Annotated in this window: 29 protein-coding genes; 18 read left to right on the forward strand and 11 right to left on the reverse strand. The window is 69.6% G+C overall.

All coding sequences use genetic code 11. The annotated features are described in order from the left end of the window. Positions 1-32: 32 nt before the first annotated feature. A complete protein-coding gene (locus AC1RL8_RS12310) occupies positions 33-2,153 on the reverse strand; it encodes a TonB-dependent siderophore receptor (protein WP_492684409.1) in 2,121 nt (706 codons plus the stop codon). A 220-nt stretch (positions 2,154-2,373) separates the two neighbouring features. On the opposite strand from AC1RL8_RS12310, the gene AC1RL8_RS12315 reads away from it, so the two are divergent. Beyond that, positions 2,374-2,691, forward strand: coding sequence for a hypothetical protein (locus tag AC1RL8_RS12315; RefSeq protein WP_492684410.1), 318 nt, complete (start codon positions 2,374-2,376; stop codon positions 2,689-2,691). A 19-nt stretch (positions 2,692-2,710) separates the two neighbouring features. Here the strand turns inward: AC1RL8_RS12315 and AC1RL8_RS12320 are convergent, their stop codons facing one another. Then, positions 2,711-3,610 (reverse strand): LysR substrate-binding domain-containing protein, encoded by a 900-nt coding sequence (locus AC1RL8_RS12320; RefSeq protein ID WP_492684411.1) that lies wholly within the window; start codon positions 3,608-3,610, stop codon positions 2,711-2,713. Positions 3,611-3,738: 128 nt separating this feature from the next. On the opposite strand from AC1RL8_RS12320, the gene AC1RL8_RS12325 reads away from it, so the two are divergent. Both AC1RL8_RS12325 and AC1RL8_RS12330 read left to right on the forward strand, forming a co-directional pair. Then, entirely contained in the window at positions 3,739-5,070 is a 1,332-nt protein-coding gene (locus AC1RL8_RS12325; RefSeq protein WP_492684412.1) for an MFS transporter, read from the forward strand. 46 nt (positions 5,071-5,116) lie between these two features. Next, positions 5,117-6,220 carry a M14 family metallopeptidase gene (locus tag AC1RL8_RS12330; RefSeq protein ID WP_492684413.1) on the forward strand — a complete coding sequence of 368 codons (1,104 nt, stop codon included), beginning with the start codon at positions 5,117-5,119 and terminating at the stop codon, positions 6,218-6,220. Between the two features lie 16 nt (positions 6,221-6,236). Here the strand turns inward: AC1RL8_RS12330 and AC1RL8_RS12335 are convergent, their stop codons facing one another. Together AC1RL8_RS12335 and AC1RL8_RS12340 are read right to left on the reverse strand one after the other, a co-directional pair. Further along, on the reverse strand, positions 6,237-7,034 hold the full coding sequence (locus tag AC1RL8_RS12335; RefSeq protein WP_492684414.1) for an enoyl-CoA hydratase/isomerase family protein: 798 nt from the start codon (positions 7,032-7,034) through the stop codon (positions 6,237-6,239). 78 nt (positions 7,035-7,112) lie between these two features. Then, a complete protein-coding gene (locus AC1RL8_RS12340) occupies positions 7,113-7,547 on the reverse strand; it encodes a hypothetical protein (protein WP_235926431.1) in 435 nt (144 codons plus the stop codon). 137 nt (positions 7,548-7,684) lie between these two features. On the opposite strand from AC1RL8_RS12340, the gene AC1RL8_RS12345 reads away from it, so the two are divergent. Continuing rightward, complete coding sequence (locus tag AC1RL8_RS12345) at positions 7,685-7,900, forward strand: hypothetical protein (protein ID WP_062477590.1); 216 nt, start codon at positions 7,685-7,687, stop codon at positions 7,898-7,900. A gap of 26 nt (positions 7,901-7,926) precedes the next feature. On the opposite strand, the gene AC1RL8_RS12350 is transcribed toward AC1RL8_RS12345, so the two are convergent. Continuing rightward, positions 7,927-8,844, reverse strand: coding sequence for a DUF808 domain-containing protein (locus AC1RL8_RS12350; RefSeq protein WP_095746193.1), 918 nt, complete (start codon positions 8,842-8,844; stop codon positions 7,927-7,929). 90 nt (positions 8,845-8,934) lie between these two features. Further along, positions 8,935-9,453 (reverse strand): GNAT family N-acetyltransferase, encoded by a 519-nt coding sequence (locus AC1RL8_RS12355; protein WP_062477596.1) that lies wholly within the window; start codon positions 9,451-9,453, stop codon positions 8,935-8,937. An 86-nt stretch (positions 9,454-9,539) separates the two neighbouring features. Between AC1RL8_RS12355 and AC1RL8_RS12360 the strand changes: the two genes are divergently transcribed. From AC1RL8_RS12360 to AC1RL8_RS12370, 3 genes are read left to right on the forward strand one after another with little or no spacing between them, the layout of a single operon-like run. Continuing rightward, entirely contained in the window at positions 9,540-9,686 is a 147-nt protein-coding gene (locus tag AC1RL8_RS12360) for a hypothetical protein (protein WP_167395057.1), read from the forward strand. 4 nt (positions 9,687-9,690) lie between these two features. Next, the gene (locus AC1RL8_RS12365) at positions 9,691-9,981 is read left to right on the forward strand and encodes a VF530 family protein (protein WP_062477599.1); all 291 of its coding nucleotides are present in this window, start codon (positions 9,691-9,693) and stop codon (positions 9,979-9,981) included. Next, positions 9,978-10,262 (forward strand): 2Fe-2S iron-sulfur cluster-binding protein, encoded by a 285-nt coding sequence (locus AC1RL8_RS12370; RefSeq protein WP_369646309.1) that lies wholly within the window; start codon positions 9,978-9,980, stop codon positions 10,260-10,262. Before AC1RL8_RS12365 ends, AC1RL8_RS12370 begins: the two co-directional genes overlap by 4 nt. Positions 10,263-10,265: 3 nt before the next feature. Here AC1RL8_RS12370 and AC1RL8_RS12375 read toward each other — a convergent pair whose 3' ends face one another. After that, positions 10,266-11,462 (reverse strand): MFS transporter, encoded by a 1,197-nt coding sequence (locus tag AC1RL8_RS12375; RefSeq protein ID WP_492684868.1) that lies wholly within the window; start codon positions 11,460-11,462, stop codon positions 10,266-10,268. Positions 11,463-11,590: 128 nt separating this feature from the next. Between AC1RL8_RS12375 and AC1RL8_RS12380 the strand changes: the two genes are divergently transcribed. Next, a complete protein-coding gene (locus AC1RL8_RS12380; protein ID WP_159275964.1) occupies positions 11,591-12,262 on the forward strand; it encodes an RluA family pseudouridine synthase in 672 nt (223 codons plus the stop codon). On the opposite strand, the gene AC1RL8_RS12385 is transcribed toward AC1RL8_RS12380, so the two are convergent. The 4 genes from AC1RL8_RS12385 to AC1RL8_RS12400 all read right to left on the reverse strand — a co-directional run bounded on the left by AC1RL8_RS12385 (position 12,249) and on the right by AC1RL8_RS12400 (position 14,916). After that, complete coding sequence (locus AC1RL8_RS12385; protein ID WP_056579296.1) at positions 12,249-12,689, reverse strand: universal stress protein; 441 nt, start codon at positions 12,687-12,689, stop codon at positions 12,249-12,251. The two genes, AC1RL8_RS12380 and AC1RL8_RS12385, sit on opposite strands and share 14 nt — an antisense overlap. Before the next feature lie 130 nt (positions 12,690-12,819). Then, positions 12,820-13,569, reverse strand: a complete 750-nt coding sequence (locus AC1RL8_RS12390) for a 2OG-Fe dioxygenase family protein (protein ID WP_070062542.1) — start codon at positions 13,567-13,569, stop codon at positions 12,820-12,822. Continuing rightward, positions 13,566-13,850 carry a DUF427 domain-containing protein gene (locus AC1RL8_RS12395; protein ID WP_056579293.1) on the reverse strand — a complete coding sequence of 95 codons (285 nt, stop codon included), beginning with the start codon at positions 13,848-13,850 and terminating at the stop codon, positions 13,566-13,568. The genes AC1RL8_RS12390 and AC1RL8_RS12395 overlap by 4 nt, the downstream gene beginning before the upstream one ends. A gap of 139 nt (positions 13,851-13,989) precedes the next feature. Next, positions 13,990-14,916 carry a LysR family transcriptional regulator gene (locus AC1RL8_RS12400; RefSeq protein ID WP_062477611.1) on the reverse strand — a complete coding sequence of 309 codons (927 nt, stop codon included), beginning with the start codon at positions 14,914-14,916 and terminating at the stop codon, positions 13,990-13,992. Between the two features lie 234 nt (positions 14,917-15,150). Between AC1RL8_RS12400 and AC1RL8_RS12405 the strand changes: the two genes are divergently transcribed. From AC1RL8_RS12405 to AC1RL8_RS12450, 10 genes are read left to right on the forward strand one after another with little or no spacing between them, the layout of a single operon-like run. Beyond that, positions 15,151-15,927 carry a 5-oxoprolinase subunit PxpA gene (locus tag AC1RL8_RS12405; protein WP_492684415.1) on the forward strand — a complete coding sequence of 259 codons (777 nt, stop codon included), beginning with the start codon at positions 15,151-15,153 and terminating at the stop codon, positions 15,925-15,927. 41 nt (positions 15,928-15,968) lie between these two features. Then, positions 15,969-16,217, forward strand: a complete 249-nt coding sequence (locus AC1RL8_RS12410) for an acetyl-CoA carboxylase (protein ID WP_095746198.1) — start codon at positions 15,969-15,971, stop codon at positions 16,215-16,217. Between the two features lie 11 nt (positions 16,218-16,228). Further along, a complete protein-coding gene (locus AC1RL8_RS12415; protein WP_492684416.1) occupies positions 16,229-17,623 on the forward strand; it encodes an acetyl-CoA carboxylase biotin carboxylase subunit in 1,395 nt (464 codons plus the stop codon). Then, positions 17,620-18,519 (forward strand): 5-oxoprolinase subunit B family protein, encoded by a 900-nt coding sequence (locus AC1RL8_RS12420; protein ID WP_492684417.1) that lies wholly within the window; start codon positions 17,620-17,622, stop codon positions 18,517-18,519. The genes AC1RL8_RS12415 and AC1RL8_RS12420 overlap by 4 nt, the downstream gene beginning before the upstream one ends. Next, positions 18,509-19,486: a 5-oxoprolinase subunit C family protein gene (locus tag AC1RL8_RS12425; protein ID WP_492684418.1), complete on the forward strand. Its 978-nt coding sequence runs from the start codon at positions 18,509-18,511 to the stop codon at positions 19,484-19,486. The genes AC1RL8_RS12420 and AC1RL8_RS12425 overlap by 11 nt, the downstream gene beginning before the upstream one ends. Positions 19,487-19,538: 52 nt before the next feature. Beyond that, positions 19,539-20,621, forward strand: coding sequence for a TMAO reductase system periplasmic protein TorT (torT, locus tag AC1RL8_RS12430; RefSeq protein WP_095948962.1), 1,083 nt, complete (start codon positions 19,539-19,541; stop codon positions 20,619-20,621). 7 nt (positions 20,622-20,628) lie between these two features. Then, positions 20,629-22,137, forward strand: coding sequence for a sugar ABC transporter ATP-binding protein (locus AC1RL8_RS12435; protein ID WP_492684419.1), 1,509 nt, complete (start codon positions 20,629-20,631; stop codon positions 22,135-22,137). Continuing rightward, entirely contained in the window at positions 22,134-23,180 is a 1,047-nt protein-coding gene (locus tag AC1RL8_RS12440) for an ABC transporter permease (protein WP_070062533.1), read from the forward strand. The genes AC1RL8_RS12435 and AC1RL8_RS12440 overlap by 4 nt, the downstream gene beginning before the upstream one ends. Before the next feature lie 35 nt (positions 23,181-23,215). Continuing rightward, positions 23,216-24,487 (forward strand): 4-aminobutyrate--2-oxoglutarate transaminase, encoded by a 1,272-nt coding sequence (gene gabT / locus AC1RL8_RS12445; protein ID WP_492684420.1) that lies wholly within the window; start codon positions 23,216-23,218, stop codon positions 24,485-24,487. Between the two features lie 11 nt (positions 24,488-24,498). Next, positions 24,499-25,962, forward strand: coding sequence for an NAD-dependent succinate-semialdehyde dehydrogenase (locus AC1RL8_RS12450; RefSeq protein WP_492684421.1), 1,464 nt, complete (start codon positions 24,499-24,501; stop codon positions 25,960-25,962). Positions 25,963-25,972: the final 10 nt, after the last annotated feature.

Raw genomic sequence — 25,972 nt, forward strand, 5'->3', positions numbered from 1 at the left:
CAGGAAGCCCCGCCAAGGCGGGGCGCGCGGGTTCAAAGATCGATCTTGACCAGGGCCTTGATCGTACGCGGCGTGCCGACCGCCAGCCGCGTGCCGGCCGCCGACCAGTAGCGCTTGTCGCCCACGTTGTCGACGTTCAGCTGGAAGGTGGTGCGCCTGCCCATGAGCTGCGCCACGTAGCGCGCGCCCAGGCCAAAGACGGTGGTGCCACCGATGAAGCCCTGGTTCAGGTCATCGACGGGACGACGCCCCGTGAAGTACGCGCCGCCGTTGACCGACAGCCCCGGCACGGCCGCGATGTCGTACGAGAGAAAGGCGCTCGCCGTGGTGCGCGCCGTGTTCTCGGGCCGCTTGCCGTCGTACTGCGCGTTGACGCGGCGGAATTCGGCATCGAGCCACTGGCCCGAGAGCTGCCACGCCAGCGCGGGCGTGAGCCGCCCCTGCGCCGACACCTCGAGGCCACGGTAACGCTGGCGCCCGCTGGCCACGAAGGTGTTGGCGCTGTCGGTGTAGGCGCCGGGCCGTTCGATGTCGAACAGCGCGCCCGACAGCAGCGTGCCGCCGCCGGTCAGCCAGCGCAGGCCGATTTCCTTTTGCCGGCTCACGCCCGGCGGCATGCGCGTGTTCTGGTTGGCGGTGCCGGCCGGCGCCACCTCGCCCTCTTCCACGCCCTGCGAGTACGACACGTAGGCCATGAGGTCGGGCGTGAACTTGTAGCTCAGCGCCGCCAGCGGCGTGGTCTTGCGCACGCTGTAGTCCAGGGCCGGCAGCGTGGCGCTCGCGCCCTGCCAGCTCTGGTAGCGCGTGTGGCGCAGGCCGGCCACCAGCTGCCACTGCGGCGAGAAGGTGATGCGGTCGAGCGCGTACAGCCCCAGTTCCTCGCTGTCCTGCGCGCCCGAGGTGGGCCGCGACGGCATCGCGCTCAGCGCCAGCGCGCCGATGGGCACGGGGCTGTACAGGTTCTGCAGCGTGGTCGCGCCGCCGTAGTTGCGCTGGAACACGGGCGCCTGCGTCTTGTCGCTGCGTGCCACGCCGAGCGTCAGCTCATGCTGCAGCGCGCCGGTGGCGAAGGTGCCGAACAACTCGGCGCGCAGCAGGTCGGAGCGTTGCTCGAGGTGCTGCACGTTGCCCGTGAGACGGCCCAGGCCGGTGCGCACGTTGTAGTTGCCGAACTGCGCCAGGCGCCGGTCGCGCTCGGCCTCGGAATGGCCGGCTTCCACGCTGAGCGCCCAGTGGTCGCTCAAGGCGTAGTCGGCACGCAGCTGCGTGTTGGTGACCTCGGCCTCGAACACGGCCCAGGGCGGCGCGATCAGCTTGTGCGGATCGGGCAGCGCCGGCAGCGCGATGACGCCGTTGACGGCCGCAAGCCGCGCGATGCCGGCCTGCTCGGTGATGCGCTTGCGATAGTGCTCGATGTCGGCCTTCAGCGTGAGCCGCCGGTTCACGCGCCAGTCGAGCGCGGCCGAGATGAACTTGCGGTCACCGTCCACGCCGTCGATGGTCGAGCCCAGCTGGCCGCCCGCCGCGTTCAGCCGCAACCCGAACTGGTCGTTCTCGCCGAACTGGCGACCGATGTCGACCTGCCCCTGCAGCCCGCCCTGGTTGTCGAAGCCCATCCCGAGCGAGGTAACGGGCGTGCGCCCCGCGCGCTTGGTGACGAAGTTGATCACCCCCGCCGGCGTGGTGAAGCCGTAGTACAGCGCCGACGCGCCCTTGAGCACCTCGACGCGCTCCTTGTTCTCCATCGGGATCTCGGACACGTTGGGGATCGCGAGCGCGCCGTTGAGGCGGTAGTTGGTGCGGTTCTCCACGGCGATGCCACGGATGACGAGCTGGTCGAAGGTGTCGCCGCCGTTCTGCTGGCGCGTCACGCCGGCCGTGTTGCGCAGCACGTCGTACACGCCGGTGGCGCCCTGCAGCTCGATCACCTCGCGCGTCACCGTGTTGACCGTGGCCGGCACGTCCATCACGGACGCGCCCCGGAACGTGCCCGCCTCGACCGTCTCGGCCAGGAAGCCGTTGGCGCGCGAGGCCTCGACGTTGACGGTGCTCAGTTCGCCCGCCCGCGTGTCGGACGCAGCGGACGCAGGCACGGATTGCGCCTGCGCTGCCTGCACGGCGGCAAGCGCAAGGCTCACACAAACTCTCTTCATTCAAATCCCTTGGATGTTCTTGGCGGCGCGCCTCCCGGCGGCCTGGTGACGCTTCCGGCGTGCGGAAGCGGGAGGGATTATGAATGAGAGTAGTTCTCATTTAACAACAGTTGCCGGACCCTGCCGATAGGATCGGACGCCAGAGCGTTCGATGTCGAAACGCTATCAAGGAGGAATTCATGACTGCCAGTGAAACATCGACCAGACGGGGCGCCCTGCGATGAAGACGGCCGGACGCCTGGCGCTCGGCGTGCTCGCCTGGGTCACCGTGGTTCCGCTGCTGGGACTTCTGTGCATGTGGCTGGGCCCGTCGGTCCTTGACTCGCCCGAAGCCTCGCGCGTCACCATGTATGCGGTCCAGGCCATCAACCTCGGCGCGGCCGCGCTGCTCTACTGGTATGCCGTGCCGAGCGTGCCGCACTGGGGCCGACGCGTGGCCTACTTCGTCGCCTTCGTGGTGCTGATGGCGGTCGCCAGCGCCCTCGTGGCCTTCGGCGTCAAACTGCTTTTCGTGGCGCTGGTGCTGTTCTCGCGTTGAGCAAAGGCCCGGCGGGCCGCTACGCCGCCCTCATCGCAGACGCCCGCTGAATGCACTCGATGAAATGCTGCGCCGCCGGCGTCGACGGCTGCCCGCGCCGGCGCACCACGCACACGTTCAGCACCGGCAGCGTCTCGTGCACGTCGACGCGCCGGATGCCGTGGCGCTTGAAGCTCAGCCCGGCCAGCGGCTCGACGAAGAGGCCGATCAAATCCATGTGCCCCACCAGCGCCAGCGCCACGGTGACCGAGTGGCCCTGCAGCACGCGCGTGGGCGGCGGCAATCCGAGCGGGGTGAACAGCGGCGCCACGGCGTTGGTCCCGCCATGGTCGTCGCCCGGCAGGACCCATTCGGCGGCATAGAGGTCGTTCAGCGAACGCGCATTGCGCAGCGGATGGCGCTCGCGCAGGCCGACCACCAACTGCACCGGAAACAGCTCCAGCGCCTCGAACTGCGGATCGAGCGTGCCGGGCACGATGTGCGCCACCGCGAAGTCGAGATACCCGTCGCGCAGCCGCGCGAGCATCCACGGCAGCACGGCCTCGCTGAACTGCACGTCGACCGCCGGCAGGCGGGTGTGGAAGTCCTTGAAGGCGGCGGGCAGCACGGTGAGCGCGAACGAGGCGCTCACGGCCAGCGAGACGGAGCCGGTGGCGCCGTCGCGGATCTGCGCAATTTCGTCGCGGGCGCGTTCCATGTCGGCCAGCAGCAGCCGCGCGCGCGGCGCGAAGGCCAGGCCGAACTGCGTGAGCCGCACGCCTTTCACACTGCGCTCCACCAACGGCGCGCCGACCTCGCGCTCCAGCTCGCGCACGATCTTGGTCACGGCCGGCTGCGAAATGCCGAGCACGCGCGCGGCGGCGCGGATGCTGAGCTGCTCGACCACGGCCACGAAGGCATGCAACTGATTGGGCTTCATCTTTGGAGTGACAACCAAAAGTTATCGTTGACGCCCAATTATTGTCTTTTCATGACAGCGGCGAGTCTCTAGCATCCGCCGCGGTTCGGGCCCACGCGGCCTGCGCCCCCGATACACACAGGAGACACATGAACACCCCCGCTTCCCAGCCCTCGCCCACATCGCCCTCGTCGCCGGCCCGCCGGCGCCAGACCATCGTGGCCACCACCATCGGCAACGGCCTGGAATTCTTCGACTTCACGGTCTACGGCTTTCTCGCGCTGGTGATCGGCAAGCTGTTCTTCCCCACCTTCAGTTCCTACGGCCAGCTGCTGCTGACGGTGGCGAGCTTCGGCGTCGGTTTCATCATGCGGCCGCTGGGCGGCATCGTGATCGGCGCGTACGCCGACCGCGCGGGCCGCAAGAAGGCCATGACGCTCACGATCTTCCTGATGGCGCTGGGCTGCGCGCTGATCGCCTTCACGCCGACCTACGCGAGCATCGGCGTCGCGGCGCCGATCGTGATCGTGCTGGCGCGCCTGATCCAGGGCTTCTCGGCCGGCGGGGAGGTGGGCGCGTCGACCACGCTGCTGGTGGAGCACGCCACGCCGGCCAACCGCGGCTACATGGCGAGCTGGCAGTTCGCGAGCCAGGGCCTGGGCGTGCTGATGGGTGCCGTGGTGGTCGGCGTGCTGACCGTCTCGCTGTCCGCCGAGGCCATGCAGAGCTGGGGCTGGCGCGTACCCTTCGTGCTCGGCATGCTGATCGCGCCGGTGGGCATGTACATCCGCCGCCACCTCGAAGAGTCTCTGCACATCACGCCCGAAGACGCGAAGGCGCCGCGCGAGAGCAGCCTGAAGATCGTCTGCACACAGCACGGCAAGACGGTGCTGGCGGCCATCCTCGCGCTGGTGGGCGGCACCACGGCGGCCTACGTGGTCACCTTCTACATGCCGACGTATGCCGTGCGCGAACTGGGCCTCACGCCCTCGGTGGCGCTGTTCGGCGCGGCGCTCACGGGCCTGCTGTCGTTCGCGCTCGCGCCGTTCGTGGGCAAGTGGTCGGACATCGTGGGCCGCAAGACGCTCATCCTGTGGAGCCGCATCGTGATGGCGATCCTGATCTACCCGGGTTTTCTGTGGCTCAACGCCTCGCCCACGCCCGTGGTGCTGTTCACCGTGCTCGGCGTGCTGAGCATCGGCCTGGTGGTGCAGACGGTGCCGGGCATCACGATGCTGCCGGAGATGTTTCCCAAGCGCGTGCGCGCCAGCGGCATGTCGCTGGTCTACAGCGTCGGCGTGGCGCTGTTCGGCGGCTTCGCGCCCTTCATCAGCACCTGGCTGGTCAACGCCACCGGCAGCAAGTTGGCACCGGCCTGGTACCTCGTGGCGATGACGCTCGTGTCGCTGCTCGGCCTGCTCTGGCTGCGCGACCACACGGGCCGCGACATCGATGCCGCCAACGCCCACGCGCCGGCCTGATACCGTCTTCCTCCTTCCCGCCTTCATGCACAGGAATCTTCCCGCCATGTCCCAGCCTGCCACCGCCGCCACCCGCCATTTCTCGGGCACGTACGTCGAAGCCCGCGCCAAGTTCCTCGAGGCCGCCGCGGCGCGCGGCGCAACCGTCGAGTCGTTCGTGCACCCCACGCACCGCGGCGCGCTCGGCGAAGAACTCGCCACCGATGTCGCGCTGATCGGCGCGGCCGACGCGAAGAAGGTGCTGCTCGTCACCTCGGGCACGCACGGCCCCGAGGGCTTCTGCGGCTCGGGCGCGCAGGTGGCCACGCTGAACGACGCCGACCTGCTCGCGCGCCTCGAACGCGCGGGCGTCGCGCTGCTGCTGGTGCACGCGGTGAACCCGCACGGTTTCTCGCACCTGCACCGCACCAACGAAGACAACATCGACCTGAACCGCAACCACATCGACTTCAGTGCGCCGCTGCCGGTGAATGCCGAGTACGCCGACGTGGAGCCGCTGGTGCTGCCCGCCAGCTGGCCGCCGACGCCGGCCGACGACGCGGCGGTGGCCGCCTACATCGCCACGCACGGCATGACCGCCTTCCGCGCGGCCGTCACGCGCGGGCAGTACACCTCGCCCGACGGCCTCTTCTACGGCGGCACCGCGCCGTCGTGGAGCAACCGCACCATCCGCGCCATCCTGCGCGGCTACGCGGCCTCGGCCACGCACCTGGGCTGGATCGACGTGCACACGGGCCTGGGCCCCTACGGCCACGGCGAAAAGATCTACCCGGGCCGCAACACGCCCGAAGACCTCGCGCTGGCCCACGCCTGGTGGGGCGCCGACGTGTTCGCGCCCTTCGCGGGCGACTCGGCCTCGGCCGACGTGTCGGGCCCGGTGATCTCGACCGCCTACGACGAATGCCCGAACGCGCGCGTCGCGCCCATGGGCCTGGAGTTCGGCACGCTGCCCGACCTGGAAGTGCTCGACCGCCTGCGCGCCGACACCTGGCTGCGCCGCCACCCCGAAGCGCCCGAAGCGCAGAAGCGCGAGATCCGCCGCCGCCTGCGTGACGCGTTCTACTGCGACAACGACGAGTGGAAGGGCATGGTGCTGGGGCAGACCCGCGTCGTGCTCCTGCAGACCTTGCAGGGGCTGAGCAAGGCCTGATCCGGCGGACTTCGGCTCAGCCGAAGTTCGGCGCGCGCTTCTCGCGCAGCGAGGCCACGCCTTCGCGCACGTCGGCGCCCGCGAAGCCCATGAACTCCAGCGCCAGCGAGGCGTCGAAGGTCGGCCCCGCCTGGCGCAGCCAGTTGTTCAGCGCGTACTTGGTGAAGCGGATCGCGCTCTGGCTGCCGGCCGCGAGGCGGTCGGCGATCTCGTAGGCGCGCGGCAGCAGGTCGGCCTCGTCCACCGCCAGCGACACCAGGCCGATGCGCTCGGCCTCCTCGCCGCTCACCGGCTCGCACAGCAGCAGGTGGTACTTGGCCTTGGCCATGCCGCACAACAGCGGCCACACGATGGCCGCATGGTCGCCCGCCGCCACGCCCAGGCGGGTGTGACCATCGACGATCTTCGCGTTCTTGCTTGCAATGGAAATGTCGGCCAGCAGCCCCGCCACCAGCCCCGCGCCCACGGCGGGGCCGTGCATGGCGCTCACGATGGGCTTGTCGCAGTTGATGATGTTGTAGACCAGGTCGCGCGCTTCCTTCCACACGCGCTGGCGCACGGAGTCGTCGGTGGTCATGTCCTGCACCATGCCCAGGTCGCCGCCGCCCGAGAAGCCCATGCCCTCGCCGCGCAGCACGGCGCAGCGCACCGTGTCGTCGGCCGCCACGTCGCGCCAGATCTCGGCCAGCTCGCGATGGCCGTCATGGCCTGCCGTGGGCAGCTTGCCGTTGGCAGCGCGCATCTGGATGTCGAGCACGGCGCCGTTCGCGCCGCGGCGCGTGAGGGCGAGGGTCTGGTAGCGGGTGTAGTCCATGCGTGTGTCTCCGCCCCGCACGCACGGCCATGGCGCGGGGACTTCGTTCGGTGAGAGGAAGGACGAAAGGCCGGAGGCCTATTTTTGCGCGGCCAGCTCGCGGCAGCGCTTCACGTTCGCATCGAAACGCGGCGCCAGGCCCGGCTCGCAGGCGTCGTCGGCGGGGTTCAGCCTGCACATGCCGACCACCGCGTAGTCCATGACGGCCGCCGTGCACATCGGGTAGGCGGCCAGCTCGGGGTTGGCCTTGGCCTTGAAGCCCCAGCGCTCGGAGAACTGCACCATGCGCGTCATCGCGCCGAGGAAGAAGCTGCGGTCCTTCGCGGCAATGGCCGCTTCCATGCGCGGCAGCTCCTCGTTGAGGTAGCCGACCGAGTCCATCGGAAAACCGGCGGGGTCGGGCTGCGGCTGCGCGAAGGCCGTGGCGGCCATCACGGCCAGCGAGGCGCCCACGCAGGCGCGTCGCAACGGAAGGAAGAAGGCGGAACCGGTGGGCAGGTGGCGGTATGGCATGGCCTGCGATTCTGCAACGTTTGGAAGCATTTTTGCGCACCGAGCGATGCGCGCACGCGACGTTTTGCGGTGGCCACCGGCCTGCCCGCGCGGCGCGGGACAATGGCCGCTTCCGTTTTCCCTTGCAAAGACCCCCCATGGCCCGACGCCCCCAACGACAGCTGCGCACCATCGAGCGCGGCATCCTCTGCCTCCTGATCGGCGTCGCCGTGCTGCTGGGGCCGCGCTTTCTGCAGGGCACGCGCTGGTTCGAGATGGTGGCCGGTGCGTACCTCGTCGGCTGGTTCGCGCTCGCGCTGGGGGTGGCGCTGGTCGGCGTCGGCCTGTTCCAGCGCGGCAAGCCGGACCGCTGAGGCCCGGCCGCAAGGTCAACAGGCGCTCAGTGCGCCGCCGCCTTCTTGCCGCGCAGCTTGCCGACGAGTTCCACCACGGCCAGCACGACGGCACCGGCCACAATGCCGACGACGGCATTGACGCCCATCGAGCCCAGCGTGCCGAACACGCCGCCCGTGGCCTTGGCCCAGTCTTCGACCGCATGGCCGAACGCCGGCACGCCGTGCACCAGGATACCGCCGCCCACGAGGAACATGGCGGCCGTGCCGGCCACCGACAGGCCCTTCATGAGCCACGGCGCCGCCGCCAGGATGCCGCGGCCCAGGGCGCGCGCCGCCGCGCTGCTGCGCTGGCTCAGGTACAGGCCCGCGTCGTCCAGCTTCACGATGCCGGCCACGAGGCCGTACACGCCCACCGTCATGATCAGCGCGATGCCGACCAGCACGCTGAGCTGCGTCGTGAACGGCTGGCCCTGCACGGTGCCCAGCGTGATGGCGATGATTTCGGCGGAGAGGATGAAGTCGGTGCGCACCGCGCCCTTGATCTTGTCCTTCTCGACCGCGACCACGTCGACCGTGGTGTCGGCCACGGCCTTCTGGTGGCGCGCGGTGTCGGCCTCGTGCTCCTTTTTGTGCAGGAACTTGTGGACCAGCTTCTCGGCGCCCTCGAAGCACAGGAACGCGCCGCCCACCATGAGCAGCGGCGTCACCAGCCAGGGCAGCCAGGTGCCGATGGCCAGTGCGGCCGGCACCAGAATGGCCTTGTTGACGAGGGAGCCCTTGCACACGGCCCACACCACCGGCAGCTCGCGCTCGGTGCGCACGCCGGTGACCTGCTGCGCGTTCAGCGCGAGGTCGTCGCCGAGCACCCCGGCGGTCTTCTTGGCAGCAACTTTGGTGAGGACGGAGACGTCATCGAGCACGGTGGCGATGTCGTCGAGCAGCAGAAGCAGGCTGGTGGCCATGGGCGAAAGTCAGGCTGTGGAAGAAGCGGCGAGCTTATCCGCAGCCGATGGCCGCGCCGGTGAAGACCGTACGCGGCATCCGGGGGTGGATCAGTCCACCGCCCGCTTCAGGCGGATTTCTTCGACGCGCACGGTGCCCAGCGCCGTGGTCTTGGCCGTCTTCATCTCGCGCTTGAAGCCGGCGAGTTCATGGAAGCGCATGGCGCGGTCGTTGCGCAGCGGCACCCAGATGGTGACCGTGGTGCAGCCTTCTTCGGCCAGGCCTTCGCGGGCGGCGTCCCACAGGGCCACGCCGGCGCCCTTGCCCCAGTGCTCGGGCTTGACGTAGATGGCCCAGATCTCGCCCGTGGTGGGCGGCGTCTTGGGGTCGCGCGAGCGGTCGAAGCCCACGAAACCGACGATCTCGCTGCCGTGCGTCACCACATGGACCTGGGGTTCGCTGAATTCGATGGCCTCGCGCCACTTGGCCTCGCGCGAGGCGGGAGCCAGCACGCGCAGGTCGTCTTCGGACAGGATGCCTTCGTAGGCGGCCTTGGCAGAGAGGGCATGGACTTCGGCGACGGCCTTGGCGTCGCGCATCGTGGCGGGGCGAACTTCGTAATCGGACATGAAAGCGGAAAAACGTGTGGAACCGGCTATTGTCGCCGCACCGCTAAACTCCTCCGGCATCCGCACGTATCAACTGGAGAAAGCACATGGCCAAGGGTCAGCAACGCACCAACAAGGAAGCGAAGAAACCGAAGAAGGACACCTCGCCGCCGAAGGCCCCCACCGGCGGCATCGAGCCCGTGCGCACCGTCACCACGGCGGTGATTCCGCGCGGCAAGCTCAAGAACAAGTGACCGAGTGACCGACGTCCCCGCGCCCGCCCCCAAGCCGGCGCAGCCGCGCAACCCGTTGCATGGCCTCACGCTGGAGGCCATCGTGACTGCGCTGGCCGACTATTACGGCTGGGAGCAGCTGGGGCACCTGGTGCCGATCCGCTGCTTCATCAGCGAGCCCAGCGTGGGTTCCAGCCTCAAGTTCCTGCGCAAGACGCCCTGGGCGCGCGACAAGGTCGAGAGCCTGTACCTCTTCATGCTGCGCGAGCAACGCCGCGAACAGCAGCAACAGCAGCAAGAACCTCCCGCGCGATGAAGGTCCGTCTCGAACCGTCGGGCCTCGAATTCGAGGCCGAGGCGGGCGTCACGCTGCTGCACGCGGCGGAGGCGGCCGGCATCGAGCTGCCCAGTTCGTGCCGCAACGGCACCTGCCGCACCTGCATCTGCCAGCGCCTGTCGGGCGAGAGCCGCCACCTCATCGAATGGCCGGGCCTGAGCTTCGACGAAAAGATCGACGGCTGGATTCTTCCCTGCGTGGCCGAGGCGCAGAGCGACCTCACGCTCGACGTGCCGCAGGCGCGCGCCCTCTTCGACTGACGATCAGGACCGCGCCGAAGCCGGTGCCGCCACCACCAGCCGGTCGCGCTGCGCCAGCGACGGGAACAGGCGGAACCACGTCAGCGCCACCAGCATCGTTCCCACGCCGCCGAGCACCACCGAGCCGACCGGCCCCAGCAGCGCCGCGGTGGCGCCCGATTCGAACTCGCCGAGCTGGTTGCTCGCGCCGATGAAGATCGAGTTGACCGCGCTCACCCGCCCGCGCATGGCGTCGGGCGTTTCCAGCTGCACCAGCGTCTGGCGGATCACGACGTTGACCATGTCGGCCCCGCCCGACACCGCGAGCGCGACGAGCGAGACGAGAAAGCTCTTCGACAGCCCGAACACCACCATGCAAAGCCCGAACGCCCCCACGGCCAGCAGCAGCGTGCGCCCCACGTTGCGCTCGACCGGCCGGCGCGTGAGCGCGATCGACATCACCAGCGCGCCCACCGCCGGTGCGCTGCGCAGCAGGCCCAGGCCCCAGGGACCGGTGTGCAGGATGTCCTTGGCATAGATCGGCAGCAGCGCCACCGCGCCGCCCAGCAGCACCGCGAACAGGTCGAGCGACACGGCGCCCAGCACCGGCTTGCGCTGCCAGATGAAATTGACGCCCGCGAACACCGTGGCCAGCGTGACCGGCTCGCGCGCGGCCGGCGCATGGTCGTAGCGCAGCCGCAGCACCAGCACGCAGGCCACCGCGAAGCACAGCACGCTCGCGCCGTACACCACCGCCATGCCCGCCACGAACAGCAGCCCGCCGAGCGCGGGGCCGCCGATGATCGCGCCCTGCATGCCGGCCGAGCTGAACGCCATCGCACGCGACAGCAGCAGCGGCGGCACCAGGAGCGGCGTGAGCGCCTGCTGCGCCGGCATCTGGAAGGCGCGCACCGCGCCCAGCACCAGCGACAGCCCGAGCAGCAGCCCGCGCGTGTCGTTCTTGTGCAGCACCGCGAACAGCAGCGCCAGTGCCACGGTGCCCTGCACCGCGAAGCACACCGCCACGATGCGGGCGCGGTGGTGCCGGTCCACCACGTGGCCGGCCAACAGCGCGAGCAGCAGCGCGGGCACGAACTGGTACAGCCCGACCAGGCCCAGGTCCCATGCGCTGCCCGTCAGCTCGTACATGTGCCAGCCGATGGCCACGAGCATCATCTGCGAGGCGGCGGTGCCGAACAGGCGTGCCACCCACAGCTGCATGAAGGGGCGCTCGCGCCTCAGGTCGGTGAACGTGGGAGACAAGGGAGAAGAAGCGGCGCCGGGCATATCGGTCGAGGATAGCCCAGCCTACTTCCGGCTTTCTGAGCCTCTCTACACTCGCTGTCCCCATGACCGTTTCGCCGCCCGACCTGCTCCCCGTTCACGAAGACGCCCACCTGCTGGTGCTCGACAAGCCCGCCGGCCTGCTGTGCGTGCCCGGGCGCGGCGAGGACAAGCAGGACTGCCTGAGCGCACGCGCCCAGCGCCAGTGGCCCGACGCGCTCATCGTGCACCGGCTCGACATGGGCACCAGCGGCCTCGTGGTGATGGCGCGCGGCCTGGAGATGCAGCGCACCCTGAGCGCGGCCTTCGCCGACCGCGAGGTGCACAAGCGCTACGAAGCCGTGGTCGACGGCGTGATGCCGCAGCGCGATGACTGGTCGCTCATCGACGCCCCGCTGATGGCCGACTGGCCGCGCCGGCCGCTGCAGAAGATCGACCCGGCCGGCAAGCCCAGCCTCACGCGCTGGCGCGCGCTGGCCAGCGTGTCGCCGCCCAGCGGCCCGGCGGCCACGCACGTGCTGCTGGAGCCGCTCACCGGCCGTTCACACCAGCTGCGCGTTCACCTGCTGTCGATCGGGCACCCGATTTTGGGCGATGCGCTGTACGGCGATGCGGCACTGCAGGCACGCGCGCCGCGCCTGCTGCTGCATGCCAGGGAGTTGGGGTTCGTGCATCCCGCGACGCGGGAGCCGTTGCACTTCGAACGTGCGGCGGGCTTCGTGCTCAGCGGCCCTTGACGACGAGCACCGGCATGGTGGCGTCCTGCAGCACGCGCTGCGTCACGCTGCCCAGCAGCAGCTTCTCGATGCCGCTGCGCCCGTGCGAGCCCATCACGATCAGGTCGGCCGCGATGGCGATGGCGGTGTCCACGATGCCTTCGTGCACCACGTGGCCGTCGATCACGCGCTGGTCGCTGTGCAGGCCTTCGGCCGCCAGGGCGGCCACGCCGCGTGCGAGCGCCGCGTTGGCGCTGGCGGTGGCCGCCGCGAGGTATTCGTTCTGGCCGAGCGCGTAGTCCGCGCCCACGCCGATGAAGGGGTAGTTGTCGATCACGTGGATCAGCGTGATGCGGCTGCCGAAGGCCAGGGCGAGACCGCTGGCCTTGCTGACCGCGAGCATGGAAGTTTCGGAGCCGTCGATGGGGACCAGGATGTGATTGAACATGGCGGGACCTCGCTTAGCGTTCGCAGACAGACAGACTGACGGACCCGGTTCGCACCGGGTCGGGCCCCGAATTTAACCGCTATGCAGAACCCGCCCTGTAGGACTCCGACCAGCGAAGCCCGCAGGCGTCTCAATCCCCCTGGAAACCCTCAGACCGGCAGGTGACGACGAGCGTGTCGCGCCACCCATCGCCACCCTCTTCCAGCGGCTGGATCGGCGTCGATTCGTGGATCACGCGCGCGTCGTCCAGCAGCAGCAGCGTCCACGGCTCGGTCATGGTGAAGCGCTCGCCGCGCCGGCCGTTGGCCTCGAACACGCGCGTCTCGCCGCCCTTGATGCCCTGGCGCCCGATCAGCACCACCGCCACTAGGTCGACACCGTCGCGGTGCGCGCCTTCGGGCGTGGGGCGGCCGATGCCGCCGGCGGTGTCGATGCGGAACTGGTGCGCTTCCACGAACCAGCGCTGCGGTGCGCCGCGCATGTCGCTGCTGACCTGGCCCAGCTGCTGCATCAGCCGCTGCCACACGGGCTGCGCCACCGTGGCGTCGAGCATCGGCGCGAACCAGCGCTGCATGCCGCCGTGCAGCGCGTTGTATTCGACCGGCTGCCAGTGCGCGCGGTGCGGCACCTGCGCCAGCGTGGCGTCGGCCTCGACCGTGAAGCAGGCGTGGCGGCGCGTGCGGTAGCGTCCGCCGTCCTTCAGGTACTCGTCGGGCGGCAGGTCGTTCCAGTCGGCGTGCAGCGCTTCGAGCTGCGCCAGCGGCACGCCGAGCCAGTCGCACACGCCCTGCGGGCTGAGCACCGCATAGCCGTGCTCGCGCAGCGCACCGGCCAGTTCGGCCGGCGGCGTGAACGGGGGAGCGAAGGCGGCGGTGCTCACTGGGCGCTGACCTTCACGTCCTTCCAGAACGCGACGCGGTCACGGATTTCCTCGGCTTCGGGCTTCGGGTCGGGGTAGTACCAGGCGGCGTCGGCGTGCAGCTCGCCGTTGACCAGCAGCGAGTAGTAGTTCGCCGAGCCCTTCCACGGGCAGGTGGTCTTGTGGTTGCTGAAGGTGACCACGTCGCGGTTGAGCGAACTCATCGGGAAGTAGTGGTTGCCTTCGACGAGCACGGTGTCGTCGCTTTCGGCGATGGTGACGCCGTTCCAGGTTGCTTTCATGGGATCGATCTCCGGGGAGGTGCAAGGTGCCGATGCCGCATTGCGCGCTCGGGACAGCGGCTATTGTGACGCTGGCGCGACGTGCTTTCCTTGCGCCGGGTCATCCCGGCCCGATGCCGGCAGGGTTTCCCCTGCGGCGTCAGGCGCGGCCACGCCCCGTGCGCCCCGAGGCCGGCTCGAGAAACAGCTGCCGGAAATAATTGCGGAACGCGGTCATCGCCGGCGAAAACTCGACGCCCTGTTTCCACCCCAGGCCGATGTTCATGGTCGGCACCGCATCGCGCAGGTTGATGGTCTCGATGCGCTTGCCTTCCAGCGACCACGGGCGGTAGACCATGTCCGATAGCACCGTCACGCCCAGGCCGTTGGCCACCGTGCTGCGCACCGCCTCCACCGAACTCGTGCGCAGCCGGATCTGCGGCTGGTGCGGCGTCTTGCTCCAGTACTTGAGCGCGGTGGCCGCGGCCTCGTCCACCGTGAGCATGATGTAGGGCTCGGCCGCCACGTCGGCCAGCGTCACCTCGGCCTTGTCCAGCAGCGGGTGCTTGGCCGGCACCCACAGCCGGCGCTGCGAGCCGAAGAAAGTTTCGAGCGACAGCTCGCGCAGCACCACGTTCGAGGTGAGCACCACGCCGATGTCGTAGCGCTGCGTGATCAGGCCCTCTTCGATGGCTTCGCGCGCCACCTCGTGCACCTTCACCGTCACCTGCGGATGCAGCTGCTCGAAGCGCTGCAGGTGGTGCGGCAGGAAGTAGCCCAGCACCGTGTAGCTGGCCGCGATGGTGAGCGAGCCCTCGACGTTCTCGCCCTCGTGCGGCATGCGCACCGCCTCGTCGGCCGCGGACAGCACCGCGTAGGCGTGGCTCAGGAAGCGGCGCCCGGCCTTGGTGAGTTCCACGCCATGCGGGTGCCGCTCGAAGAGCTGCTGCCCCATCAGCTCCTCGAGCTCGCGGATGGCGGTGGTGACGGCCGACTGCGAGATGTTCAGCTGCAGCGCCGCGTGCGAGATGCGCCCCACCTCGGCCACCGCCGAGAAGTACTTGAGCTGGCGAAGGGTCAGGGACATGGCGCCGTCTTCCTAGGGTATTTACGGATACGCGCTGCCTGCCTCGGGCGAAAACCCGATACCGCGCGATCGCTTCCCTCCAGCGTAGCGCCCAATCCGGCCGCTTGCAGCATCTGTTTTTCAGATATCGGACCGCCTGAAAACAATGCTTTTCGGCCTTTCGACTGCTGGCTAACCTTCGCGCCAACCTGCATCGCCCCCTTGGCGATGCGCACCACACAAAGGCGGGACGACGTGACGAAGACAACGCGGATCGATCTGAATTCCGACATGGGCGAAGGCTTCGGCCCCTGGACCATCGGCGACGGCGTGGACGAGCAGCTCATGCCGCTGATCAGCTCGGCCAACATCGCGACCGGCTTCCATGCCGGCGACCCGAACATCATGCGCAGGATGGTGCTGCTGGCCCGCGAACACGGCGTGGGCATCGGCGCGCACCCGGGCTTTCGCGACCTCGTGGGCTTCGGGCGCCGCCACATCACCGCGCCGGCCGACGAGCTGGTGAACGACATGGTCTACCAGCTCGGCGCGCTGCGCGAGTTCGCACGCCTGGCCGGCATGACGCTGCAGCACATCAAGCCGCACGGCGCGCTGTACATGCATGCGGCGCGCGACGAGGCGCTGTCGCGCGCCCTCGTCACCGCGCTGCAGCAGATCGAACCCACGCTGCGCCTGTTCTGCATGGAATCGTCCGTCACCTTCCAGGTGGCGCGCGAACTGGGTCAGCCGGTGGTGCGCGAGTTCTATGCCGACCGCGACTACGACCTGAGCGGCTCCATCGTCTTCACGCGTCGCGTCGGCGCGCTCGACCCCGAGGCCCTGGCCGCGAAGGTGCTGCGCGCCTGCACCGAGGGTGTGGTGCGCACGGTCGACGGCCAGGACGTGGCGATCGGTTTCGACTCGGTCTGCATCCACAGCGACACGCCCGGCGCGCTCGCGCTGGTGCAGGCCACGCGGCGCGCCCTTGCCGACAACGGCATCGAAGTTGCAGGCCTGGCCAAGCCCGCCTGAGTTTTTTCCTCGTTACCCGAACCTGTTCCAGGAGTGCCCCGATGCCCGCTACCCATGAAGTCCTGAGCCCGCTGCCGGGCACCTTCTACCGCCGCTCGGCGCCCGACGCGCCGCCGTTCAAGGCCGAAGGCGACACCGTGGCCGTGGGCGACGTGCTCGGCCTGGTCGAGGTGATGAAGCAGTTCAGCGAAGTCACGGCCGACGCGGCGGGGCGCCTGGCCCGCTTCGCCGTCGAGAACGGCGAGCCGGTCGATCCGGGCCAGCTGCTGGCCGTCATCGAAACGGCCTGAGGCAGCTGCCCATGACCGCCGCATTCGACACACTGCTGGTCGCCAACCGGGGCGAGATCGCGGTGCGCATCATCCGCGCCGCCAAGGAGCTGGGGCTGAAGACCGTCGCCGTCTACAGCGACGCCGACGCGCAGAGCCTCGCCGTGCGCATGGCTGACAAGGCCGTGCGCATCGGCCCGGCGCACGCCACCAAGAGCTACCTGAGCATCGACGCGATCCTGCAGGCCGCCGCCGACAGCGGCGCCGGCGCGGTGCATCCGGGCTACGGCTTTCTTTCGGAGAACGCCGCGTTCGCCGAGCGCGTCGAGGCCGCGGGCCTGGTGTTCGTGGGCCCGACGCCGCATGCGATCCGCACCATGGGCGACAAGGCCGCGGCGCGCGCCGCCGCCCTGCGCGCCGGCGTGCCCACCGTGCCCGGCAGCGCGGGCGTGGTGACCGACCCCGACACCGCCGTCGAAGTGGCGAAGGACATCGGCTACCCGATCATGATCAAGGCCTCGGCCGGCGGCGGCGGGCGCGGCATCCGCGTGGCGCACGACGAGGCCGAGCTGCGCCAGCAGTTCGCCACGGCCACCGCCGAAGCGCAGGCGGCCTTCGGCAACGGCGAGGTGTACCTCGAACGCTTCATCCGCCAGGCGCGCCACATCGAGGTGCAGATTCTTGGCGACGGCCAGCGCGTGGTGCACTGTTTCGAGCGCGAATGCTCGCTGCAGCGCCGGCGCCAGAAGGTGTGGGAAGAAGCGCCCTCGGCCGCCATCAGCGAGGCCACGCGCGCTGCGCTGTGCGAATCGGCACTGCGACTCGCGCGCGCCGTGGCCTACCGTGGCGCGGGCACGCTCGAGTACCTGTACGACGACGACACGCGCGAGTTCTTCTTCATCGAGATGAACACGCGCATCCAGGTCGAGCACCCGATCACCGAGATGGTCACCGGTGTCGACCTCGTGAAGGAGATGCTGCGCATCGCGCTCGGCCAGCCGCTGCGCCTGCAGCAGGACGACATCCGCCTGACCGGCGCGGCCATCGAGGTGCGCATCAACGCCGAGAACGCGGCGAAGAACTTCATGCCGAGCCCCGGCCTCGTGTCGCAGCTCGTGGTGCCGGGCGGCCCGGGCGTGCGCTTCGACACCTTCCTGTTTCCCGGCTACACCGTGCCGGCCTACTACGACTCGCTGCTCGGCAAGCTCATCGTGCACGACACCGACCGCGCCAGTGCCCTGGCCCGCATGCGGCGCGCGCTCGACGAGTTGCAGGTGGAAGGCATCCACACGACGATCCCGCTGCACCGCGCGCTGTGCGAGGACGCGGATGTCGCCAAGGCCGAGTTCCACACCGGTTTTCTCGAAACCTGGCTCGCGGCGAATCCACTCGCCGATGCGCCTCCCATGTTGAAGGTGGCCGCATGACCGCTGCAAGCACCCTCCCCCCGCAAGCCCGCTACAGCTTCGGCGGCGACGAGCACCTGTTCGTCGAGATCAGCGAAGAGATGTCGCTGCCCGCCTTCTTCAAGGGCATGGCCATCTGCAACGAGCTGCGCCGCCGCGCGCTGCCCGGCGTGACCGAGATCTGCCCGGCCAACGCCGCGTATCTCGTGCGCTTCGACCCCGATGCGATCGCGCCCGACGCGCTGCTGGCCACGCTGAAGGACATCGAAGCGGGCCTGGGCGACGCCGATCTGCAGATGCAGACGCGCATCGTCGAGATCCCGGTGCTCTACAACGACCCGTGGACGCACGAGACGCTGATGCGTTTTCGCGAGCGCCACCAGGACCCGTCGAGCACCGACATCGAATACGCCGCGCGCATCAACGGCCACGCCTCGGTCGAGGCCTTCATCGAGGCGCACTCGTCGGCGCCGTGGTTCGTGTCGATGGTCGGCTTCGTGGCCGGCCTGCCCTTCCTGTTCCAGATGGTCGAGCGCCAGCGCCAGATCCAGGTGCCCAAGTACCTGAGCCCGCGCACCGACACGCCCAAGCTCACGCTGGGTCACGGCGGCTGCTTCAGCTGCATCTACTCGGTGCGCGGCGCCGGCGGCTACCAGATGTTCGGCGTCACGCCCGCGCCGATCTTCGACCCGGCCCAGCGGCTGTCGTACCTCAAGGACCTGATGGTGTTCTTCCAGCCCGGCGACATCGTCAAGTGGAAGCCCATCGACCGCGCCGAGTACGACCGCCAGGTCGCGCAGGTCGAGGCCGGCACCTACGCGCTGCGCATCGCGCCGGTGTCGTTCTCCCTCAACGAGTTCCTGGCCGACCCCGACGGCTACAACCAACAACTGCTGAAGGTGCTCCATGGCGATTGACGTGCTCAAGCCCGGCCTCGCGACCAGCGTGCAGGACGCCGGCCGCCCCGGCTACTACCACCTGGGCATTCCGCTGTCGGGCGCGCTCGACCAGCAAAGCCTGGTGCTCGCGAACCTGCTGGTGGGCAACGACGAAGGCGCGGCCGTCATCGAAAGCACGCTGCTCGGGCCCGAGCTGCAGTTCGACGCGCCCGCGCTGGTGGCCGTGACCGGCGCCGACGCGAAGATCAAGCTCAACGGCAACGAAGCGCCGCGCAACACCTCGTTCACGGTGCAGGCCGGCGACAAGCTGAGCTTCGATTTCATGAAGCTCGGCGCGCGCATGTGCATCGCCGTGGCCGGCGGCATCGACGTGCCCGTGGTGCTGGGCAGCCGCTCGACCTACGGCCTGGGCGCGTTCGGCGGCTTCAACGGCCGCAAGCTGCTGGCCGGCGACAAGCTCCCCGTGGGCACGCCCTCGGCCAGCGCCCGCGCAGGCCGCACGGTCGATGCGGCGCTGCTGCCGGTGCTCGAGAAGGAAGTGGCCCTGCGCGTGCTGCCGGGCATCTACTTCCACCGCCTGCAGGAGGTGTCGGTGCACAGCTTCTTCGCCGACACCTGGACCGTCGGCTCCGAGGCCGACCGCATCGGCTACCGCTACAAGCACGGCACGCCGCTGAAGTTCCAGGACCGCACGCCGCCCTTCGGCGCGGGCGACGACCCGTCGAACATCGTCGATGCGGGCTACCCCTACGGCTCCATCCAGGTGCCGGGCGGGCGCGAGCCGATCATCCTGCACCGCGATGCGGTGTCGGGCGGCGGCTACGCGATGGTCGGCACGGTCATCAGCGCCGACATGGACCTCATCGCCCAGATGCAGCCCAACCACAAGGCGCGCTTCGTCGAGGTCGACATGGCGCAGGCGCTCGAAGCCCGCGCCGAACGCCGACGACGGTTCGACGGCCTGCGGGCCGCGCTCGCGGCCTGACGCGCGCCCGTCCTCCCCTTTTTCTTCACCGCTGTCACCCAAGGAGTTCTTCATGAACAGCTCGCCCCTGCGCGTTTCATTGATCGCCGCTTCGCTCGCCGCCGCCCTGGCGTGGCACGCCCCGGCCTCGGCCGCCGACTGGTTTCCCTACAAGGCCGAGGCCACCGAGCCCGCCTTCTCGGCCGAGGGCACGAAGAAACCCATCGACTACACGCCGCTGGCCAAGGCGTCGAAGAAGTGGGACATCTGCGTGTCGTTCCCGCACATGAAGGACGCCTACTGGCTCGGCGTGGACTACGGCGTGATCGAGGAGGCGCGCCGCCTGGGCGTGAAGCTGCAGGTGGTCGACGCGGGCGGTTACACCAACCTGAGCAAGCAGGTCTCGCAGATCGAGGACTGCGTGGCGCGCGGCGCCAACGCCGTGGTCATCGGCGCGATCTCGGGCGATGGCCTCAACAACGTCATCAAGGCCACGGCCGCGAAGAAGGTGCCGGTGATCGACCTGGTGAACGGCATCAGCTCGCCCGACCTGTCGGCCAAGTCGCTGGTGTCGTTCTACACGATGGGCCAGTCGACCGGCGAGTACCTCGCGAAGAAGCACCCCGCGGGTTCGCCGCCGGTGAAGGTCGGCTGGTTCCCGGGCCCGGCCGGCGCGGGCTGGGTCGAGGCCGCGCACAAGGGCTTCATGGAAGCGATCAAGGGCAGCGCCGTGACGGTGCTCGACCCGAAGTACGGCGACACCGGCAAGGAAGCGCAGGCCAAGCTGGTCGAAGACGTGCTGCAGGGCAACCCCGACCTCGCCTACGTCGCCGGCACGGCAGTGACCGCCGAGGCCGCCACCGGCATCCTGCGCGCACGCAACCTCGACAAGAAGGTGCAGGTGCTCTCGTTCTACATGACGCCGGGCGTGTACGAAGGCATCCAGAAAGGCCGCATCGTGGCCGCGCCCGCCGACTCGATGGTGATCCAGGGCCGCATCGCGGTCGACCAGGCTGTGCGCCTGCTGGAAAACAAGGACGTGGTGAAGCACGTCGGCCCGAAGATCTTCGTGGTCGACGCCGGCAACATCAAGACCGTGAAGCAGGCCGACATCCTGCCGCCGACCGGCTTCAAGCCGGTGTTCGAGGTCAAGTAAGCCGGCCATGGCTCCCGTGCTGCTGCAGACCCTCGGCCTGGGCAAACGCTACCCCGGCGTGCTCGCGCTCGATGCGATGGACTTCGAGCTGCGCGCCGGCGAGGTGCATGTGCTGTTCGGCGAGAACGGCGCCGGCAAGTCGACGCTGATCTCGCTGCTGGCCGGCGCCAACGTGCCGACGGCGGGCGAGATCCGCATGCACGGCGCGCCGGTGAAGTTCGCCAACGTGCACGACGCGCGGCGCCACGGCATCAGCGCGGTGTTCCAGGAGTTCTCGCTGATCCCCACGCTGTCGGTGGCGCAGAACCTGAGCCTGGGCGAGGAGCCGTGCCAGGGCGGCCTGCTCGACCGCGCGGCGGTGCGCGAGCGCGCCCGCACGATGCTGGCCGACCTGGGCTTCGAGATCGACGTCGACGCGCCCGTGGCGGGCCTCACGCGCGCGCAGCAGCAGATGGTGGAGATCGCCAAGGGCCTGCGCGGCGAGGTGTCGGTGCTGATCCTCGACGAACCCACCGCCTCGCTCACCGACACCGAGACGCAACGCCTGTTCGAACTGGTGGCGCGGCTGAAGGCGCGCGGCGTGGGCATCGTCTACATCTCGCACCGCATGCAGGAGATCGCGCAGATCGCCGACCGCATCACGGTGCTGCGCGACGGCCGCAAGGTCACGACGGTGGACGCCCACGCGACCAGCGCCGACCGGCTCATCGAGCTGATGAGCGGGCGCGCCATCGAAAACATCTACCCGCGCATCACGGCCCACCCCGGCGAGGTGGTGCTGCAGGTCGAGGGGCTGGCCTCGCCCAACGGCGTGCGCCATGCCAGCCTCACGGTGCGGCGCGGCGAAGTGGTCGGGCTCGCGGGTCTCGTGGGCTGCGGCAAGTCGGAGCTGTTCCGCGCGATCTACGGGCTCGACCCCGTGAGCGAAGGCCGCGTGCTGTTCAAGGGCCAGCCGCGCACGGGCGCGACGGTGCGCCAGCTGCTCGACGACGGCCTCTTCTACCTGCCACCCGACCGCAAGGGCGAAGGGCTGGTGCTCGGCTTCACCTCGCGCGCCAACATCACCTTGCCGCTGGTGCACGGGCCGCTGCGCGGGCGCGGCGGCTGGCTGCGCAAGCGCCTCGGGCGCCGGCTTTCCACGACCGCCGCCGAGCGCGTCGAGCTCGCGCCGCGCAACCTCGAACGGCCCGTGGGCCTGCTCTCGGGCGGCAACCAGCAGAAGGTGCTGTTCGGCAAGGGCATGACGCGCGACGCCGCGCTCTACGTGTTCGACGAGCCCACGGTCGGCGTCGACGTCGGCACGCGCAGCGCGCTGTACGAGGTGATCCGCAAGCTCTGCGAAGGCGGCGCGGCGGTGGTCGTGATCTCGTCCGACCTGCCCGAGGTGCTGCACCTGAGCCACCGCGTGTACGTGATGTGCCGCGGCGAGATCGCCGGCGAGCTGCACGGCGACGCCATCCAGGAAACCGCCGTGCTCAACCTGTTTTTCGGCCCCAGCGAGAACCCCTCCTCATGACTTCGCCTTCCCTCACCGCCGCCCCGGCGGCTCCCACGCCCGGCCTGGCCGGGCGCGCCCTCGGCCTGCTGCGCAGCCTCTTCCTGCGCCTGGGCGTGCTGCCCTTCATGCTGGTGATCGCCTGCGTGGTGTTCGCCACGCTGTCCGACCAGTTCCTCACGGTGCAGAACCTCGTGAACCTGCTGCGCCAGTCGGTCTACCTCATCCTCGTGTCGCTGGGCCAGATGCTGGCGCTGGTCACCGGCGGCTTCGACCTCTCGGTGGGCACCGTGATGGCGATCACCTCGGTGGTCTCGGCGCTCGCCATGCAGGCGCTCGGCGCGGCCTTTCCCGACGCGGCCTGGATGGTGGTGCTCGTGGGCTGCGCCTGCGGGATGCTCGCCGGGCTGGTGGTGGGCCTGGTCAACGGCTTCGGCGTGGCGGTGATCGGCGTGTCGCCCTTCATCGTGACGCTGGGCGTGCAGTCGATCGGCTTCGGCTTCGCGCTGTTCCTCACGGGCGGCGTGCCGGTGTCGGGCATGCCGGCGCAGTTCAGCGAACTGTTCGGCTTCGGCACCGTGCTCGGCGTGCCGGTGCCGATCCTCGTGACGGCCGTGTGCGTGGCCGGCATGGGCGTGCTCATGGGCCGCCTGCCGACCGGCACGCACCTGCTCGCGGTGGGCGGCAACGCCAAGGCCGCGGCGCTGTCGGGCATCGACACGCGCCGCGTGCTGCTCATGGCCTACCTGCTGTGCGCGGGCCTGGCGGCCGTGAGCGGCCTGCTGCTCACAGCGCGCGTGGAAACCGGCGAGGCCAACCTCGGCGGCACCGTGGCGCTCGAATCGATTGCGGCCTGCGTGATCGCCGGCGTGAGCCTGCGCGGCGGCATCGGCCGCGTGCCCAACGTGGTGATGGGCGCCATCTTCATCGGCCTGGTGCAGAACGGCATGAACCTGGCCAGCGTGGGCTCGTACCTGCAGATGGTGGTGCTGGGCGCCCTGCTGATCGTGGCCGTGGTCGCCGACCAGATCCGCCATCGCATGGTGGCGCCGGGCAGCCACTGAGCTTCACACCCCAACACAAGCAACGAAGGAATCTCATGACATCCAAGACCAACGCCGCCATCGACGCGCGCCGCATCGCCGCCACGCCGCGCGGCGTCGGCATCGGCTTTCCGATCTACGCAGAGCGCGCGCTCAACGCCGAGCTGTGGGACGTCGAAGGTCGGCGCTACATCGACTTCGGCTCGGGCATCGCGGTGCTCAACACCGGCCACCGGCATCCGCGCGTGGTCGAGGCCATTCGCGCGCAGCTCAATCGCTTCACCCACACGGCCTACCAGGTGGTGCCGTACGAAAGCGTGGTGTCGCTGGCCGAGCGCCTGAACCGCCTCACGCCCGGCACGCACGCCAAGAAGACCGCCTTCTTCACGACCGGCGCCGAGGCGGTCGAGAACGCCATCAAGATCGCGCGCGCCGCCACGCGCCGGCCCGGCGTGATCGCGCTGGGCGGCGGCTTCCATGGCCGCACCTTCATGGGCATGGCGCTCACGGGCAAGGTGGTGCCGTACAAGACCGGCTTCGGCCCCTTCCCCGGCAGCATCTTCCACGTGCCCGCGCCGATCGCGCTGCACGGCGTGTCGGTGGACGATTCGCTGCGCGCCATCGACAAGCTGTTCAAGGCCGACATCGAGCCCGAGCAGGTGGCGGCCATCATCCTGGAGCCGGTGCAGGGCGAAGGCGGCTTCTACGCCGCGCCGCCCGCCTTCATGCGCGCGCTGCGCGAGATCTGCGACCGCCACGGCATCCTGCTGATCGCCGACGAGATCCAGACCGGCTTCGCGCGCACCGGCAAGTGGTTTGCCATGGACCATCACGACGTGGTGCCCGACCTCATGACGATGGCCAAGAGCCTGGCCGGCGGCACGCCGCTGTCGGCCGTGTGCGGTCGCGCCGAGATCATGGACGCGCCCGCCCCCGGCGGCCTCGGCGGCACCTACGCCGCCAACGCGTTGGCCATTGCGGCGGCGCATGCGGTGCTCGACGTGATCGAGGACGAACGGCTGTGCGAGCGCGCGCAGATACTGGGCGACCGGCTCAAGGCGCGCCTCGAAGCGCTGCGCGCCAAGGTGCCGCAGATCGCGGACGTGCGCGGCCTGGGCGCGATGGTGGCGGTCGAGTTCGCCGGTGCCGACGGCGCGCCCGGCCCCGAGTTCACGAAGCAGGTGCAAACCCGAGCGCGCGACGCGGGTTTGCTGCTGCTGACTTGCGGCGTGCACGCCAATGTGGTCCGCTTCCTGTTCCCCCTGACCATCGAAGACGCGGTGCTCGGCGAAGGCCTCGACATCCTCGCCGCCGCATTGCAAGCCTGAGACAACATTCCATGCCATTGAAGCTCCAAGACCCGACCCTGCTGCGCGAGCAGGCCTGCATCGCCGGCGCCTGGGTGAATGCCGACAACGGCACCACCGTCGCCGTCACCAACCCCGCCACCGGCGAGCAGATCGGCACCGTGCCGATGTGCGGCACCGAGGAAACCGTGCGCGCCATCGCCGCTGCCGAGAAGGCGCAGAAGGCCTGGGCCAAGGTGCCCGCCAAGGAACGCTCGGCCATCCTGCGCAAGCTCAACGACCTGATGCTGGCGAACGTGGACGACCTCGCGCTCATCATGACCACCGAGCAGGGCAAGCCCCTGGCCGAGAGCCGCGGCGAGATCGCCTACGCCGCCTCGTTCATCGAGTGGTTCGCCGAAGAAGCGCGCCGCGTGTACGGCGACACCATTCCCGCGCCGCAGGCCGACCGCCGCATCCTGGCGCTGAAGCAGCCCGTGGGCGTCACCGCCGCCATCACGCCCTGGAACTTCCCCACCGCCATGCTCACGCGCAAGGCCGGGCCCGCGCTCGCGGCCGGCTGCGCGATGGTCGTGAAGCCGGCCACGCAGACGCCGTTCTCGGCACTGGCCTTTGCCGTGCTCGCCGAACGCGCGGGCGTGCCCAAGGGCCTGCTGTCGGTGCTCACGGGCTCGGCCAGCCAGATCGGCGGCGAGATGACGCGCAGCCCCATCGTGCGCAAGCTCACCTTCACCGGCTCGACCGAGGTGGGCCGCACGCTCATGAAGCAGTCGGCCGACACCATCAAGAAGCTGTCGCTCGAACTCGGCGGCAACGCGCCCTTCATCGTGTTCGACGATGCCGATGTGGATGCCGCCGTCGAAGGCGCGATGGTCTCCAAGTACCGCAACACCGGCCAGACCTGCGTGTGCGCCAACCGCTTGTACGTGCAGCGCGGTGTGCTGGAAGCCTTCACGCAGAAGCTCGTGGCCAAGGTCAACGCGCTGAAGGTCGGCAACGGCACCGAGGCCGGCATCAACCAGGGCCCGCTGATCGACGCCAAGGCGGTCGAGAAGATCGAGGAGCACGTGGCCGACGCCGTGGCCAAGGGCGGCACCGTGCTCGCGGGCGGCAAGCGCCATGCGCTGGGCGGCCTGTTCTACGAGCCGACCGTGATCGGCGGCGCCACGCCCGACATGCTGTTCGCGCGCGAGGAAACCTTCGGCCCGCTGGCGCCGATCTTCGCGTTCGACACCGAGGCCGAGGCCATCGCCGCGGCCAACGACACCGAGTTCGGCTTGGCCGCGTACTTCTACAGCCGCGACATCGGCCGCATCATGCGCGTGGCCGAGGCACTCGAATCGGGCATCGTGGGCGTGAACACCGGGCTGGTGTCGACGGCCGAGGCGCCGTTCGGCGGCGTCAAGCAATCGGGGCTGGGGCGCGAAGGCTCGAAGTACGGGCTCGACGACTTCCTCGAGATCAAGTACGTGTGCCTGGCGGGGCTGGACAGCTAGAAACGCGCTG

The sequence above is a fragment of the Variovorax sp. GW822-FHT04E09 genome (assembly GCF_058800845.1).